Raw genomic sequence first — 14,459 nt, forward strand, 5'->3', positions numbered from 1 at the left:
GGGCCCGCGCGCGCTCAGTTGCGCGCCGGCTGCAGGTCCAGCTCTAGGATGTGGTCGGCGATCATGATGTCGCGGGCCAGATCCACCACGCTGATGTAGCTGCGGCGGTCCTGGGCGGACACCAGGAAGCTCCAGCTGGCGCCGGACTGGTCCGCGCGGACGCTGATGCTTTCCTCGTGCAGTCTCAGCCCGGACGGCGCCAGCCGCTCCGCCAGCCGCTCCACCGTCCAGTCGTGCTCCGGGCTCAGCTTGACGCTGACGAACAGACTGACCCGGCGCGGCAGCATGCTTTCAATCCGATTGACCACGGTGACGAAGACCATGCACAGCACGGTCAGCGCGATGGCGGCCGCGTAAAAGCCCACGCCGATCAGGATGCCGATGACCGACGACATCCACACCGAGGCGGCCGACGTCAGGCCGCTGATGCTCAGGCCTTCCTTCATGATCATGCCGGCGCCCAGAAAGCCGATGCCGGTCAATACCCCCTGCGCCACCCTTGTCATATCGGGGTGGACGGCGTCAGGCGACGCGCCGCCGTACCAGTAGCCGGAATAGCCGATGATGGTGATCGCCGCGGCCGATGCCATGCACACCAGGCCGTAGGTGCGCATGCCGGCGGCGCGGCCGTTGTACCAGCGCTCGTAGCCGAGCAGGCTGCCCAGACACAAACCGCCCAGCAGATTGCCGATCACCAGCAGATTGATCTGCCATTTGGACGCGCTCCAGTACAGATCCGACAATTGCGACCAGCTCCACTCCATGCATGCCTCCATGAGAGCCGCGCAAGCCGGCGCGGCGCAATGGCTTAAATCTCGCATGATGGCATATCCGCTGTCTTTGCCCAAGCATGCGTCCACGCAGGGCTGGCGCGCGAAGTGCTTACGCAGCGTTATTTCTTCACGTGAAAATATGTAGTGTGTGGACTACATATTTGCGTTTTCCCCCTTCCCCTATGCGGTGGCACTCTGCTATAAATCGATGCTGATCACGTTTTAGCAGGCATTCAGCGATTTTTGCGCTGCAATGTAGCAAAGGTACACAAGGAGAGCGCATGACTCGGGTACTGGTAGTCGGCAGTATCAATATGGATCTGGTGACCTCGGCCAGGCGCCTGCCGCAGCTCGGGGAAACGCTGCTAGGGGAAGGCTTCGCCACCTACCCGGGCGGCAAGGGCGCCAACCAGGCCGTCGCCGCCGCGCGCCTGGGCGCGCAAGTGGCCTTGCTGGGCTGCGTGGGCAATGACGCGTTTGGCCGCGAACTGCTGGCGCATCTGGCGGGAGAGGGGGTGGACATCCGCCGGGTGGCGACCGTGGACGGCCCGACCGGCATCGCCGCCATCACCGTCAGCGGCGGCGACAACGCCATCGTGGTGGTGCCGGGCGCCAACCACCAGCTGACGCCATCGCATCTGGATGCCGCCGAGCAGGCGTTTGCAGAAGCCGATGTGGTGCTGACCCAGCTGGAAATCCCGCTGGAGACGGTGCGCCATGCCGCGCTGCTGGCCCAGCGCCATGGCAAGCCGCTGCTGCTGAATCCCGCGCCGGCCGTGGCGCTGCCGGAAGCGCTGCTGCAAAGCGTCTCCTTGCTGACGCCCAACGAACATGAATTCCTTACCCTGCTGGCCCAGCCCGACGCCGACTGGCGTGCCCAACTGGCGGAGCGGCCGGGCAAGCTGGTGATGACGCATGGCAAACATGGCGCCTACTTCGCGCTGAAGCGCGGCGAGCTGCGCCACCAGGCTGGCTTCGAGGTGCAGGCGGTAGACAGCACCGGCGCCGGCGACACTTTCAATGGTGCGCTCGCCACCTTCCTGCCGCTGGGCCTGGAAGAGGCGGTGCGCCGCGCCAATGCCGCCGGCGCGCTGTCGGTCACCCGGCCCGGCGCCCAGGGCGGCATGCCCACGCAGGCCGAGCTGGAAGCCTTCCTGGAGAGCAAAGCATGAAGAAGCATGGCCATCTGAACCGCGACATCGCGCGCATTCTGGCATCCATGGGCCATACCGACAGCCTGGTGATCGCCGACTGCGGCCTGCCCATCCCGCCCGGCGTCGAATGCGTGGACCTGTCGCTGCAACTGGGCCGGCCCGGATTTCTGGAAACGCTGGACAGCGTGCTGGCGGATTTCCAGTGCGAGCGCGCGGTGTTTGCCAGCGAATGCCAAGATCGCAATCCGCCGGTAGCCGCCAGGGCCGCCGCCATGGCGCAGGATGGCGTGGCGCTGGAGTTCGTCAGCCATGAAACATTCAAGGCGCGCTGCCAGGCCGCGCGCGCGGTGATCCGCACCGGCGAATGCACGCCCTACGCCAATGTGATCCTGCACTCCGGCGTGATTTTCTGAGGACCCGCACCATGCAAGTAACCATGCGCGGCATCAGCAAGGCCTTTGGCCCGGTGAAGGTGCTGCAGAACGTGGAGTTCACGCTGCGCGGCGGCGAGATCCACGCGCTGATGGGCGAGAACGGCGCCGGCAAGTCCACGCTGATGAAGATACTCAGCGGCGTGCACCGCGCCGACGAGGGCGAGATACTGCTGGACGGCCGCAAGGCCGAACTGAGGAGCACCGCCGCCGCGGAAGCGGCCGGCATCGCCATCATCCACCAGGAACTGAACCTGATTCCGCAACTGTCGGTGATGGAGAACCTGTTTCTCGGCCGCGAGCCGTCCCGCTTCGGCGTCATCGACTTTGCCGCGATGCGTCGGCAGGCCAGGGCGCAGCTGGCGGCGCTGGGCGCGGAGGGCATCGATCCGGATGCCGAAGCCGGCAGCCTGTCCATCGGCCAGCAGCAGATGGTGGAAATCGCCAAGGCCTTGGCGCTCAACGCCCGCGTGCTGATCATGGACGAGCCGACGGCCGCGCTGACCGAGCGTGAGATTGATCGGCTGTTCGGCCTGATGGCTCAACTGAAAGCCGATGGCGTGGCCATCGTTTATGTCTCGCACCGCATGGAAGAGATCTTCCGCGTCTGCGACAAGATCAGCGTGCTGCGCGATGGCTGTTTTGTGGGCGAGCGCGCAATCGAGCGCACCGATTTCGACGAAGTGGTGCGCATGATGGTGGGGCGCGAGATCGGCGAGCGCTATCCGCGGCGCGATGTCGCGCCCGGCGCGGTGCGCCTGAAGGTGGAGAATCTGGCCGACGAGGACATGATCGCCGGCATCGGCTTCGAGGTGCGCGCCGGCGAGGTGCTGGGCATTGCCGGCCTGATGGGTTCCGGCCGCAGCGATATTCTGAAAACGCTGTTCGGCGCCAAGCGCCGCACCGCCGGCCGCGTCGAGCTGGACGGCGAGGCGCTGCGCGTGGCCGCGCCTGGGGATGCCATCGCCGCCGGCTTCGGTTTTGTGCCGGAAGACCGCAAGAGCAAGGGCCTGGTGCTGGGCATGTCGCTGCGCGAGAACGCGACGCTGGTGCACCTGGACCAGTACGCTCGGCTGGGAGTGGTGAACGCCGGCGAGGAGAGGCGGGCGGTGGACGGCATGATAGAACAGTTGCGCATCCGCACGCGCGACGCCGAGCTGGACGTCAAGTCATTGTCCGGCGGCAACCAGCAGAAAGTGGTATTCGCCAAATGGCTGGCGAATCCGCCCAAGGTACTGCTGCTGGACGAGCCGACGCGCGGCGTCGACGTCGGCGGCAAGGCCGAGATCTACCACATCGTCAACCAGCTGGCCGCGGCCGGCGCCGCCATCGTCATGGTGTCGTCCGAGCTGCCAGAAGTGCTGGCTTTGAGCAACCGCATCCTGGTGCTGCACGAAGGCCGCCAAGCCGGCATCTTCGACGCCGCCGGCTGCAGCCAGGAAACCCTGATGGCCGCCGCGACCGGCGGCGCCGTTCACTCCGAAACCAGGAAGCAAGCATGACCCCGCAACAGAAAGCCAATTTGCAACGCCTCGGCCCCTTCATCGCCCTGGTGCTGGTGGCCGTCGGCCTGTCCGTGATGAGCCCGGACTTTCTCACCGTCAACAACCTGCTGAACGTGATGCGGCAGGTGTCGATCAACGCGCTGATCGCCTTCGGCATGACCCTGGTGATCTTGCTGGGCGGCATCGACCTGTCGGTCGGCTCCATCCTGGCGCTGTCCTCGGTGCTGACCGCCACCCTGCTGCGCGCAGGCGTGGATCCGATGCTGTCCACCCTGCTGGGTATTCTGGCCGGCGCGGCGATGGGCTTGGTCAACGGGCTAGTGATCAGCAAGGGCAAAGTGGCGCCGTTCATCGCCACCTTGGCGACGATGACTATTCTGCGCGGCCTGGCGCTGGTGTTTTCCAACGGCAGCCCGATCACCGGCTTCGACAGCGAGTTCTTTTCCATGCTGGGCGGCGGCTATGTGGCCGGCCTGGTGCCGGTGCCGGTGGTATGGATGCTGCTGCTGTTTGCCGGCTTCTGGTTCCTGCTGAAGAAGACGGTGTTTGGCCGCCACCTGTACGCCACCGGCGGCAACGAGGAAGCGGCGCGGCTGTCCGGCGTCAAGGTGGACCGCGTCAAGCTGTGGGTGTATACGGCTTCGGGCGCCATGTCGGCCATGGCCGGCGTGGTGCTGACTTCGCGCCTGAATTCGGCGCAGCCGACGGCCGGCACCGGTTACGAACTGGATGCCATCGCCGCGGTGGTGCTGGGCGGCACCAGCCTCAGCGGCGGCCGCGGCTGGATTTTCGGCACCCTGATCGGCGCGCTGCTGATCGGCGTGCTCAACAATGGCCTTAACCTGCTGGGCGTGTCCTCGTTCTACCAGCAGGTGATCAAGGGCGCGGTCATCCTGCTGGCCGTTTTGCTGGATAGAAGCAACAAGAAGTGAGTCCGCGCGGCGCAAGCCGCCATCCGTTCATTTTTCTGGGAGTCTCAGCATGAATCGTATTCTCACCCCGCTGCTGGCCGGCGCGCTGGCATTCGGCATCGCCGCCTGCTCCAAACAGGGTCCGGGCGCCGCGCCGGCCGCCGAGGCCAGCGCCGCCGCGGCTGATGGCAAGATCACTGTCGGCCTGGCGGTGTCTACTCTGAATAACCCGTTCTTCGTCGAGCTGCGCGACGGCGCCGCGGCCGAAGCCAAGAAGCAGGGCGTCAACCTGATCACGGTGGACGCGCAGGACGACCCGGCCAAGCAGCAGTCCAGCGTGGAAGACCTGATCCAGAAAAAGGTCAATGTGATCCTCATCAACCCGACCGATTCCTCCGCCGTGGCCAATGTGGTGAAGGAAGCGACGTCCAAGGGCATCAAGGTGGTGTCGCTGGACCGCAGCGTCAACGGCGCCGAAGTCAGCGCCCATATCGCCTCCGACAATATCGCGGGCGGCATGATGGCCGGCAAGTACCTGCTGGACAAGCTGGGCGGCAAGGGCCGCATCGTCGAGCTGGAAGGCATAGCCGGCTCTTCCGCCGCCCGCGAGCGCGGCGAGGGTTTCCACCAGGTGGTGGACAAGAAGGAGGGCGTGAAGCTGCTGGCCAAGCAGCCGGCCGACTTCGACCGCGCCAAGGGCCTGTCGGTGATGGAAAACATCATCCAGGGCAACAAGGACATCCAGGGCGTGTTCGCGCACAACGACGAAATGGCGCTGGGCGCGGTGAAGGCGATCCAGACCGCCGGCCTGAAGAATGTGGTGGTGGTGGGCTTCGACGCCACGCCGGACGCCGTGGCCGCGGTCAAGGCCGGCACGCTGTCCGCCACCGTGCAGCAGCAGCCGGCGCTGATCGGCCAGTACGGCGTGCAGACCGCCAAGAAGCTGGCAGACGGCCAGAAGGTGGACAAGTTCATCCCGGTGCCGCTTAACCTGATCAAGCAGTAAACGTTCGACGGGCCGGCCGGCATGGCCGGCCCTGGTTCTTCCGTTTATCATCCCTGGCGTCGCCCACCTCAACCATCCTGATCCATGAGCAGTTTCAAGCGTCTCACCATAGACGACATCGCCGCCCTGGCCGGCGTGTCGCGCACCACCGCCAGCATGGTGCTGAACGGCCATGCCGAGCGTTACCGCATCTCGCCGGCCACGGTGGAGCGAGTGCGCCAGGTGGCGAGCGCGCATCATTTCAAGCCTTCGCAGCAGGCGCGCAGCCTGCGCAGCCGCAGCAGCAATAGCATAGGACTGGTGATTCCCGATCTGACCAACTCCACGCACGCCGAGTTGGCCCAGGCGCTGGAAAACGGCTGCCGCGCGCGGGATTACCAACTGCTGATGGTGACGAGCGACGAGGATCCGGAGCGCGAGAGCGCAGGCATCGGGCAACTGGCGGCGCGCCAGGTGGATGGGATGATCGTGGTGCCGTGCAGCGGCGACGCCGCACGCTACCAGCCCTGGACCGAACGGCTGCCGTTTGTTTTTGCCGACCGGCATATCCCAGGCAGCGGCATTCCGTCAGCCGTGACTGACGCCGAAGACAGCGTCCAGCGCTTGCTGGCCCCGGTGCTGGAAACCGGCGTGGACGAGCTGGTGTATTTCGGCGGCCAGCCGCAGTTGTCGGCCAGCCGGGAACGTCTGGCCGGCTTCCGCCGTGCTCTGGCGGCGGCGGGACTGGCAGAGGAGGAGGACTGGGTGGCGGAGCGCGATTTTCAGCGCGAGTCCGGCTACCGCATGCTGGCGGACTGGCATGCGCGGCGAGGCCGCTATCCGCGCGCGCTGTTCACCGCCTCCATCACCCTGCTGGAAGGCGTGCTCTCCTTCCTAAGGGAGCGTCACAAGCTGCGCGAGGCGCCGCAATACCTGCTGACGTTTGACGATCATACCTTGCTGGACTGTCTGCCGCTGCCGGTGGATGCCATATGCCAGGACAGCCGCGCGCTGGCCGAGGCCAGCCTGGGCCAGGTGCTGGCGCTGTTGCAGGGCGAAACGCTGGCCGAGCGCGATCTGCGCGTGCCGGCCAGCCTCAACTTGCGCCGGGTCTAAATGCCCTGCGTTGCCTGGCGCGCGGCGGGTTCGCGCGCATCGCGCATCAGCAGCGAGCCGATGAGGAAGGTGGACGACAGCAGCGCGGCGAACGCCGTCGCCAGCCCGTAATCGCCGCCGCGCAGGTCCACCAGTTTGCCGAACACATAGGGCGCCACCGTGGCCAGCAGATAGCTGAGAAACCAGAACAGGCTGAAGGTGACCGCCGCCTTGTCCGGCGTCATGCCCGGCTGTTCCTGCGCCAGCGTCACCAGGCTGGTGATGGGCAGGAAGATGAAGAAGCCGGCCACCAGCGCCGCGGCGGTGACCAGCCCCGCGTCGTCGCTCCATCCCCAAACCTGGGCATGCAGGCCGATCACCGCCAGCAGTTGCAGCAGCCCGGACAGCCGCAGCAGCGGCAGCCGGCGCGTCATGCGCCTGGCCAGCCAGATGCCGGCCACCGTGCCGGCCAGTCCGGCGAGCACCACGTATTTCGCCTGCTGGATGCCGGCGTTCTGGTAGAAGCTGAACAGGATCACGTAGAAGGACAGCGTGCCGCTGTAGGTGAAGGCCAGCAGCCAGTTGAAGCGCTCCTTCAGGCCCTGTCCCAGCGTGTGGCGCGGCCCTGAATCGGCCTGCTTCGCCTCCGCCGCGCCGTCCGCGCCGAAAACCAGCCACAGCGCCAGGCACAGCACGCTGCCCAGCGAAACGGCGAGCAGCGTGGTCTGCCAGTCATGAAACCAGCCCAGCATGACCGGCAGCCCGAACAGGATGGCGGCGGTGCCGATGTTGAAGGCCACCGAATTCAAGCCATTGACGAATGGGCGTTCGCTTGGCGCGAACCATTGCATGACGATGGGCGAGAAATAGACGATGACCAGCGCACCGCCCAGGCCCATCAAAAAACGCACCAAGAGCAGCCAGGGATAGCTGTGGACGAAGGGCGTCAGCGCGCCCAGCGCCATCAGCGCCATCGCCAGCGTGACGGCTTTTTTGGCCAGCAGGCGCGACAGGATGCCGGCGGCGATAAAGGTGCCCAGCAGTTTGGCGGCGGCCACGGCGTTGCTGATGTGGGAGCCGGCCGCCAGGTCGTGCACGCCCAGTTCGCGCATGATTTGCGGAATGAAGGCGCTGCCGCCGGCCCAGCTCATGCCAAACAGAACGTAGCTGGAGAACAGCAGCGTTTCAATCAGGTATTTGTTGGTTCGCATAGCGCTCTCGACCGAGATCAAAACCGCCAGTGTCAGCGAGCGCTTTGGCGATGAAACCTGTCCTTTCAGACAGTCCAGCTGGCGGCATGGCTGCCCAGGGGCATCGCCGGCAGCGGCCAGCGCGCAGGCGTCAGCGATAGTTCGGCCGCATGGCGCACGGCGAGCAATCGGCCAAAGCCCGAGTCGGTTTCCTCCAGCCAGGGGCGGACGTCTTCCAGCGTGGGCACGCGTAGGTCGATCGCGCCTTCGACCCTGCCGAGGCCGCGCAACCAGTGCGCGGCCTGCGCCAGCGACACTTCCACATGCCAACTGCCGCCTTGCTGCCGCTGGTGGTGCAGCGCGGCCATCGCGCCCAGCGCCGCCAGATAGCCGGCGATATGGTCCAGCGCCTGCGCCGGAAAGGCGCGCGGCGTCTCGGAGCCGGCGGCCTCGGCTTCGGCCAGGTTGAAGCCGCTGGCGGTTTGCGTCAGCGAATCGAAACCGCGTCGCCCGGCCCATGGGCCTTGATTGCCGTAGGCGCTGAGCGAGACATAGACGATGCCGGGCCGCATCCGGGCCGCGTCGTTTGGCGAGAAGCCAAGTCCGGCCAGCCCGCCTGGACGATAGCCTTGGATGAAGACATGCGCGTCGGCCAGCAGTCGGCGCAGTATGTCGCGATCCGACTCGCGCGTCAGATCCAGCTGCGCATTGCGTTTGCCGCGTCCCATGTCCATGTCCAGCGTGGGAATGGTCGGCAGTCTGGGCGAAGTGATGTGCAACACGTCCGCGCCATGCGCCGCCAGCACGCGCCCGCCCACCGGGCCGGCGATGATGCGCGTCAGGTCCAGCACTCGCACGCCGCCAAGGGGGCGGTCCGCATCCGTCAGCGCCTGCGCTTGGGCATGGTCCAGGCGGGTCAGCGAAAAAACAGCTTGCGCCGCCACCGCCCGGCCCTGAGGGTGGGTATCCCATTCCGCGAAGCTGCGCAGCGCGGTGGCCACCAGGCCGCGGGCGGCGGCGGCATCTTCAAAATCAAAGGCTGTCCATTTTTGCAGCGCCGCCGTTACCGCGGCCTTGTCGTACTCGCATTGCAACAGCTGCAGCACGCCCTGGCAGTGATGCGGGAAGTTGGTGTGGATGCGCAGCCAGCGGCCGTCGCCGCAGCGATAGATGCCGGCGATTTTGTCCCATGGGTCGCTCGGTTGAACGCCATCGACCCGCAGATAATGCTCGCTGCGAAATTCCGCGACGGCATGATGCAGATTGACGCTGACCGTTTGCCGTTCCCCGCCTCTTGCGTGCCAGAACGCCGCCGCGGCCAGACCGCTTGCGGCGAGGCAGGCCTGGGCAGCGGCATCCAGCGCAAAGGAAGAGGGCAGCACGGGGCCCTGGCCTTGGAGGCGCAATTGGCCGAGCCAGGCGGGATCCAGCAGGCTGTGCCGCCATAGTTGTCGAATGGCCTGCCCTGCAATGCGGTTCATGGCGCTTCTCTTGATTGAAAATGACATTTAAATGCAGCGGCCAGAAAAGGTCAATTTATAGCCGTTACTGTAGCTGGTTGGCATGGGGAAACTTCGCTGTCGCCGTCATGCTAAAGAGGAGGGCTTACCGTGCTTGGGATTCGCTGGCCTCTGTCGCCGCCAAGTGTTGCTGCAGCATGGCCAGGGAACAGGCCGGCTGGGTGCGCGCGACATGCAGACCGGCATCATGGATGATCAGATGGGATAGCTGATTGAGGCGGCGAAACTGGCCTGCGGGCAGGCCGTAAGGCTGCCAGGTTTCGCGCTTTTGCTGGCGGAATACTGCTGCATCGCTCCAGTAGAGAGTATTGAGCCACGCCTCCATGCCGTGGTGGTTCCCCTGCAAGCTGTACTCACCATGAAAGAACAGCAGCTTCAGCTTTTCCATCAGTCTTGGAAACAGGTGGGAAGAGGATTCCTGCCATGCCGCCTGTTGCATGGCGAATGGCGAGGGCGGCTTGAGCGCGCGCGGGTCGATATGCAGAGCTTGCTGTACCGCAGGTTTGGCCAGGTAATCGTCAAGCTGCGGGAAAGCAGGATTGGGAGGGAGGCGGATGTCTTTCGAATCTCGGCCGCTGCATTGCTCGATATAAAGCTCCAACTCCCTCGCCAACTGATTTGCGCGCTGGCGCTGCAGCGGCGACGGCGAGGCCTGGGCCTGGCGAAAATCCTGTAGCAAGGCTTCGGCATGGCTCTTTTCTTCGGTATGGATCAGCCGGTGCTGGCTGGCAAATTCGATGTGGCTCTGCAACTGGATCTCGGGCGCGATCAGCGCATTGCCCAAACCCAGCCCTCGCAAGCGGATCTCGGGCTGGCCGCCATGGTTGCCATCGAGGATGCGATGGGCCAGATGCGCTTGCGTGTGGCAAGCCTGGCCAACGCCGAACAGATAGCAGTCAAGCTGCCGGTAGCGGGGCCAGCGCAACAGGAACTCCTGCAGCGCGTGATAGGTTTGCTGACTGCTTTCCTCGTAGTTTGCCGGCTGGTAGCGCGGATGGCTCAGGAAGGACAATCCATGGCCTAGCGGCTGATCGATGATCAGATAGTTGGCGTGGAGGTGCCAGCTGAACGGATTGGCGTGCACGCAGCCGGATTCGTCCAGCAGATACGGGCCGTGTCCATCGAACAGGCATGCCAGGGCATTCTGTTCCGTTGCTTGATTGATCCAGACCAGCAGCGGCGCCTGTTCTGGATTGCTGGCGGCTTCGCTGAACCAGAAGTACAGCCAGCCGCCGGCATCATCGCCTATGGAAAGATAGCCGGACAGCTGGTGGGCGCGGGCGGGGCCGAAGCCGGGGAATTGGCTTATCACGGCGCTTTGGTCGAGAAACGGGTTTGCCTGAGTATTCATCGCTGATGCCCCATCCGTTGAATGACATTGGACTGGATTGCGCATCTTCTTTATAGACTTGCTATGGCTTGATGGAATAGAGCTTGCGAAAAATGCCGTGATTTTTCACATTCTGTTGCGGTTTAAGTTGTATCGACGCTTGGCCGCCTTGTTCGGGTAGGGCAGCGATGCCGATTCACGACCCAACCAAGACGGAGCTTTTCCATGCTGAGCCTGTACACCAATATCGCAGCACTGAACACCAAGTCCAATATGAACAGCACCCAAGGCGCGCTGTCGACATCGATGACGCGTCTGGGCACCGGCCTGCGCATCAACTCGGCCATGGACGACGCCGCCGGCCTGCAGATCGCCACCCGTCTGGACGCGCAAAGCCGCGGCATGACCGTCGCCATGAAGAACGCCCAGAACGGCATCTCCATGCTGCAGACCGCCGAAGGCGCGCTGGGCGAAGTGACTAACATCCTGCAGCGCATGAAGGACTTGGCCACCGAAGGCACCAACGCCACCACTACCACCGATGACAAAACCGCCATGCAGGCCGAGTATGACGCACTGGGCAAGGAATTGAAGAACATCATGGGTAACACCACGTTTGGTGGTCAGAAGCTATTGGACAAGACCACCGGCACATTGGGTAACGGCGACAAAGTGACCTTCCAGATTGGCGCGTCCAAGGACGAGCAGATGGTAATCGATACCAAGACATCGCTGACAGCACTGGACACCGCGCTAGCTGCTGCAGCCTCCACTTACGGCGCTGCTGCGGGTGGCGGCGCGCCGGCTGCAGGTACCGAGGTCGGCATTGCCGACACCATCGACAAGTTGAACACTGCGATCGCCAATGTCGGCACCTCCCGATCGGTGATGGGCGCCGCCGCCAACCGCCTGGACCACGTCGTCAACAACCTGAATAACGTGAACAACAACACCCTGGCCGCCAAGGGCCGCATCATGGATACCGACTACGCAGTCGAAAGCTCCAGCATGACCGCCAAGCAGATGCTGATGCAGGCCAGCACCTCCATGCTGAAGCAAAGCGGCAGCATGAACAGCCTGGCCATGTCCCTGCTGCAGTAATCATCAGGATGGCGGCGTATTTTGCCGCGGGAAAAGCCAGTGGCTATGCCGCTGGCTTTTTTATTATGTATTGGCAACGCCATGCGGCATGAGGGTGGGGGATAATGTGACTGACCGTATGCAATTGCCGCGCAAAGCTGGTTGTTCCACTGTTGTGGCGAATATAATTGCGCTTTTGTGTGTTGGACGATGAGGATGGCTATGCGAAAGGCCTGGTGGGTATGGTTAGGCCTGTGTCTGAGCGCTTGCGCTCTGGCTGATGCCGATCCGGTGGTGCTGACGGTGTCGGGCAAGATCGGACGCTTCACCGATGCCAAGCGGGGGGTTTATCAATTCCGCGACAGCGATTTGGCGAAGCTGCGGCAGCTGAGTTTTCGCACCGCTACCAGCTGGACGCCGGTGGTGACCTTCAGCGGTCCGCTGGTGAAAGATATCCTGGCCAAGGTGGAGGCCAGGGGCAGTGCGGTCAGAGTGTTGGCGATCAACTATTATCGCTACGATATTGCCGTTCCCGAATTGAATAGCCGCAATGTAGTGCTGGCGCGCCGCATAGACAACAAGCCGTTCGATGTCGCCCATTACGGACCATTGTGGCTGATGTACCCCTTGCCCGAGATGCCCGATGCCGAAAAAGGACCGCCGCTTGACGCCAAACTGGTATGGCAGGTCGAAGCGCTGGAGGTGATGTGACGCTGGCCAAGCTCAAAAAAACGCTGCGCATGCCGTGGTGGCTGATGTTGCCGCTGCTGGTACTGCTGTTCGCCGCGGTGTGGAACTTTTACCGCATCGACCGCGCCAGCCAGGCTTTGATTGATGGCGGCAAGAGCGAGCAGCTGTACTGGAATGTCGCGCAGTTGCATATCGAGCTGGAAAAGACCCGCGCCGAACTGATCGGCTATGCAGCCGCGCCGCAGAACCTGCCGGCGATGAAACAGCAATATCAATTGTTGCTCAGTCGCTATCAGGTGTTCGAGGCGCCTGACACCGTGCTGGTGCATCGCCAGCTCAAGGCCGTGTCCGGCTTCGATGAGCTGAAAGCCGCGCTCAGCCCGATGTTGAAAGCCCGTGACTGGCAATACATGACGCCGCAGGCGGCGCGCAAGATGGTGTCGCGCATCGATGCGCTGCGCCCGGTGCTGGCGAATTTCGCTGTACAGAGCCGCGAAGCCGAGGTGGCGGCGCGGATGGCGCGCACTCGCGCGCTGTCCAGTCAGCGCTCGCAGATGCTGGCCCTGCAGCTGGTGTTGTGCGGCGGCATCTGCGGCATCTTGTTGATGCTGATGCGTTTCCAGGAGGTGAAGACCCTGGCCGAAGCTCGTCAGTCGTTGCTGGATCAGGAGCGCGACGCCCATCAGGCGACAGTGGCGCTGGAGTTGGATCGCACCACCTTTCTGGGCGCGCTGGGGCATGAGATTCGCTCCCCTTTGCAGTCGATGCAGATGTGCATGGAGCTGGTGGAGCCGGCCATTTTGCCGGAACCGGCCGCGCAACTGGCGCTGAAGCGGATGAAGGCCGGCATGGCGCAGCTGACCAGCCAAGTGCACGACATCATGGACGTGTCGGCGATCAAGAACATGCAGCTGCGGCTGAATCCTGGGCGGATGAGCCTGAGCGGCGTGCTGCGCACGGTGGTGGACGTGATGCAGCCGCTGGCCGACGCCAAGGGACTGAAGCTGCTATGCGAGACTTCGGATCTGCCGGACATGGTGATGATGGACGAAATCCGTCTGCGCCAGATCGTCGGCAATCTGGTGTCCAACGCCATCCGCTATACCGACCAGGGCGAAGTCAAGATCCGCGCGCGCGGCCTGCGCAGCGAGGAGCAGCTGGAGTTGTGGCTGGAAGTCAGCGATACCGGCATCGGCATCGCCGAGGAAGACCGGCAGCGCATCTTCCAGCCGTTCAGCCAGGGGCGCAATCGCCGTCCCGGCAGCAGCGGCCTGGGCCTTTCCATCGTCAAGGAGCTGGTGCGATTGTTCGGCGGCCATATCGAGATGGACAGCGAAGTGGGTAAGGGATCGGTCTTCACGGTGCGGCTGCCGCTGCGCGAGGTGTTGGCGGGCCGAGGCGGGCGCAGCCTGCTGCTGGTGGACGACGACGCCCAGATTCGTTCGTCGGTGGCGGAATGGCTGGCTCAGGATGGTTTCCAGGTGCGCAGCGCCGCCACTTTGACGCAGGCGGCGGATTGCCTGTCGCAGCAGCGTTTCGACATCTTGCTGTTGGACATGCAACTGGGCGGCGACAGTGGCTATCTGTTGGCGGAGCTGGCGCGCAAGCAGCCGCAAAGACCGTTGATGCTGGCCATGAGCGCCGATCCGACCGAATTTGCCGATTCCCGCGCCAGCTGGTTTTCCGCCCGGCTGGGCAAGCCTTTCGATGGCCAGCAGCTGCGCGCGGCGCTGGCGGTGTTGCCGGCGTAATCCGCGTCATCTTATGGCATGCAAACAGGCTCCTTGCGGAGCCT

The 14,459-nt window shown here is 64.2% G+C and carries 13 protein-coding genes; 9 read left to right on the forward strand and 4 right to left on the reverse strand.

The features are described 5' to 3' along the window. Nucleotides 1-14 precede the first annotated feature (14 nt). Nucleotides 15-764 carry an MgtC/SapB family protein gene (locus tag QUG01_RS14115; protein ID WP_500830692.1) on the reverse strand — a complete coding sequence of 250 codons (750 nt, stop codon included), beginning with the start codon at nt 762-764 and terminating at the stop codon, nt 15-17. Nucleotides 765-1,054: 290 nt separating this feature from the next. Between QUG01_RS14115 and rbsK the strand changes: the two genes are divergently transcribed. The 6 genes from rbsK (at nt 1,055) to QUG01_RS14145 (ending at nt 6,875) form a co-directional block, all read left to right on the forward strand. Beyond that, a complete protein-coding gene (gene rbsK / locus QUG01_RS14120; protein WP_500830693.1) occupies nt 1,055-1,945 on the forward strand; it encodes a ribokinase in 891 nt (296 codons plus the stop codon). Further along, nucleotides 1,942-2,340, forward strand: a complete 399-nt coding sequence (rbsD, locus tag QUG01_RS14125) for a D-ribose pyranase (RefSeq protein WP_500830694.1) — start codon at nt 1,942-1,944, stop codon at nt 2,338-2,340. Before rbsK ends, rbsD begins: the two co-directional genes overlap by 4 nt. An 11-nt stretch (nt 2,341-2,351) precedes the next feature. Beyond that, on the forward strand, nt 2,352-3,860 hold the full coding sequence (locus tag QUG01_RS14130; protein WP_500830695.1) for a sugar ABC transporter ATP-binding protein: 1,509 nt from the start codon (nt 2,352-2,354) through the stop codon (nt 3,858-3,860). Next, a complete protein-coding gene (locus QUG01_RS14135; protein WP_500830696.1) occupies nt 3,857-4,795 on the forward strand; it encodes an ABC transporter permease in 939 nt (312 codons plus the stop codon). The genes QUG01_RS14130 and QUG01_RS14135 overlap by 4 nt, the downstream gene beginning before the upstream one ends. A gap of 49 nt (nt 4,796-4,844) precedes the next feature. Further along, entirely contained in the window at nt 4,845-5,780 is a 936-nt protein-coding gene (rbsB, locus tag QUG01_RS14140) for a ribose ABC transporter substrate-binding protein RbsB (RefSeq protein WP_500830697.1), read from the forward strand. An 84-nt stretch (nt 5,781-5,864) separates the two neighbouring features. After that, complete coding sequence (locus tag QUG01_RS14145; RefSeq protein WP_500830698.1) at nt 5,865-6,875, forward strand: substrate-binding domain-containing protein; 1,011 nt, start codon at nt 5,865-5,867, stop codon at nt 6,873-6,875. Here the strand turns inward: QUG01_RS14145 and QUG01_RS14150 are convergent. From QUG01_RS14150 to QUG01_RS14160, 3 genes are all read right to left on the reverse strand, one after another. Next, nucleotides 6,872-8,065, reverse strand: a complete 1,194-nt coding sequence (locus QUG01_RS14150) for an MFS transporter (RefSeq protein WP_500830699.1) — start codon at nt 8,063-8,065, stop codon at nt 6,872-6,874. The two genes, QUG01_RS14145 and QUG01_RS14150, sit on opposite strands and share 4 nt — an antisense overlap. A 65-nt stretch (nt 8,066-8,130) precedes the next feature. Beyond that, nucleotides 8,131-9,525 carry a CoA transferase gene (locus tag QUG01_RS14155; protein WP_500830700.1) on the reverse strand — a complete coding sequence of 465 codons (1,395 nt, stop codon included), beginning with the start codon at nt 9,523-9,525 and terminating at the stop codon, nt 8,131-8,133. Between the two features lie 124 nt (nt 9,526-9,649). Further along, on the reverse strand, nt 9,650-10,915 hold the full coding sequence (locus tag QUG01_RS14160; protein WP_500830701.1) for a S10 family serine carboxypeptidase-like protein: 1,266 nt from the start codon (nt 10,913-10,915) through the stop codon (nt 9,650-9,652). A 204-nt stretch (nt 10,916-11,119) separates the two neighbouring features. Between QUG01_RS14160 and QUG01_RS14165 the strand changes: the two genes are divergently transcribed. The 3 genes from QUG01_RS14165 (at nt 11,120) to QUG01_RS14175 (ending at nt 14,415) form a co-directional block, all read left to right on the forward strand. Further along, nucleotides 11,120-11,995: a flagellin N-terminal helical domain-containing protein gene (locus QUG01_RS14165; protein WP_500830702.1), complete on the forward strand. Its 876-nt coding sequence runs from the start codon at nt 11,120-11,122 to the stop codon at nt 11,993-11,995. 195 nt (nt 11,996-12,190) lie between these two features. Further along, entirely contained in the window at nt 12,191-12,685 is a 495-nt protein-coding gene (locus QUG01_RS14170; protein WP_500830703.1) for a putative pterin-binding protein, read from the forward strand. Then, nucleotides 12,682-14,415: a sensor histidine kinase gene (locus QUG01_RS14175; RefSeq protein ID WP_500830704.1), complete on the forward strand. Its 1,734-nt coding sequence runs from the start codon at nt 12,682-12,684 to the stop codon at nt 14,413-14,415. Before QUG01_RS14170 ends, QUG01_RS14175 begins: the two co-directional genes overlap by 4 nt. Nucleotides 14,416-14,459 lie beyond the last annotated feature (44 nt).

This window comes from Chromobacterium sp. CCUG 76385 (assembly GCF_059916625.1).

Coding starts and splice junctions, on each gene's coding strand:
- rbsB (WP_500830697.1), top strand. CDS start 4,845: ATGAATCGTATTCTCACCCCGCTGCTGGCCGGCGCGCTGGCATTCGGC.
- QUG01_RS14165 (WP_500830702.1), top strand. CDS start 11,120: ATGCTGAGCCTGTACACCAATATCGCAGCACTGAACACCAAGTCCAAT.
- QUG01_RS14160 (WP_500830701.1), bottom strand. CDS start 10,915: ATGAATACTCAGGCAAACCCGTTTCTCGACCAAAGCGCCGTGATAAGC.
- QUG01_RS14150 (WP_500830699.1), bottom strand. CDS start 8,065: ATGCGAACCAACAAATACCTGATTGAAACGCTGCTGTTCTCCAGCTAC.
- QUG01_RS14170 (WP_500830703.1), top strand. CDS start 12,191: ATGGCTATGCGAAAGGCCTGGTGGGTATGGTTAGGCCTGTGTCTGAGC.
- rbsD (WP_500830694.1), top strand. CDS start 1,942: ATGAAGAAGCATGGCCATCTGAACCGCGACATCGCGCGCATTCTGGCA.
- QUG01_RS14135 (WP_500830696.1), top strand. CDS start 3,857: ATGACCCCGCAACAGAAAGCCAATTTGCAACGCCTCGGCCCCTTCATC.
- QUG01_RS14115 (WP_500830692.1), bottom strand. CDS start 764: ATGGAGTGGAGCTGGTCGCAATTGTCGGATCTGTACTGGAGCGCGTCC.
- QUG01_RS14145 (WP_500830698.1), top strand. CDS start 5,865: ATGAGCAGTTTCAAGCGTCTCACCATAGACGACATCGCCGCCCTGGCC.
- QUG01_RS14155 (WP_500830700.1), bottom strand. CDS start 9,525: ATGAACCGCATTGCAGGGCAGGCCATTCGACAACTATGGCGGCACAGC.
- QUG01_RS14130 (WP_500830695.1), top strand. CDS start 2,352: ATGCAAGTAACCATGCGCGGCATCAGCAAGGCCTTTGGCCCGGTGAAG.
- rbsK (WP_500830693.1), top strand. CDS start 1,055: ATGACTCGGGTACTGGTAGTCGGCAGTATCAATATGGATCTGGTGACC.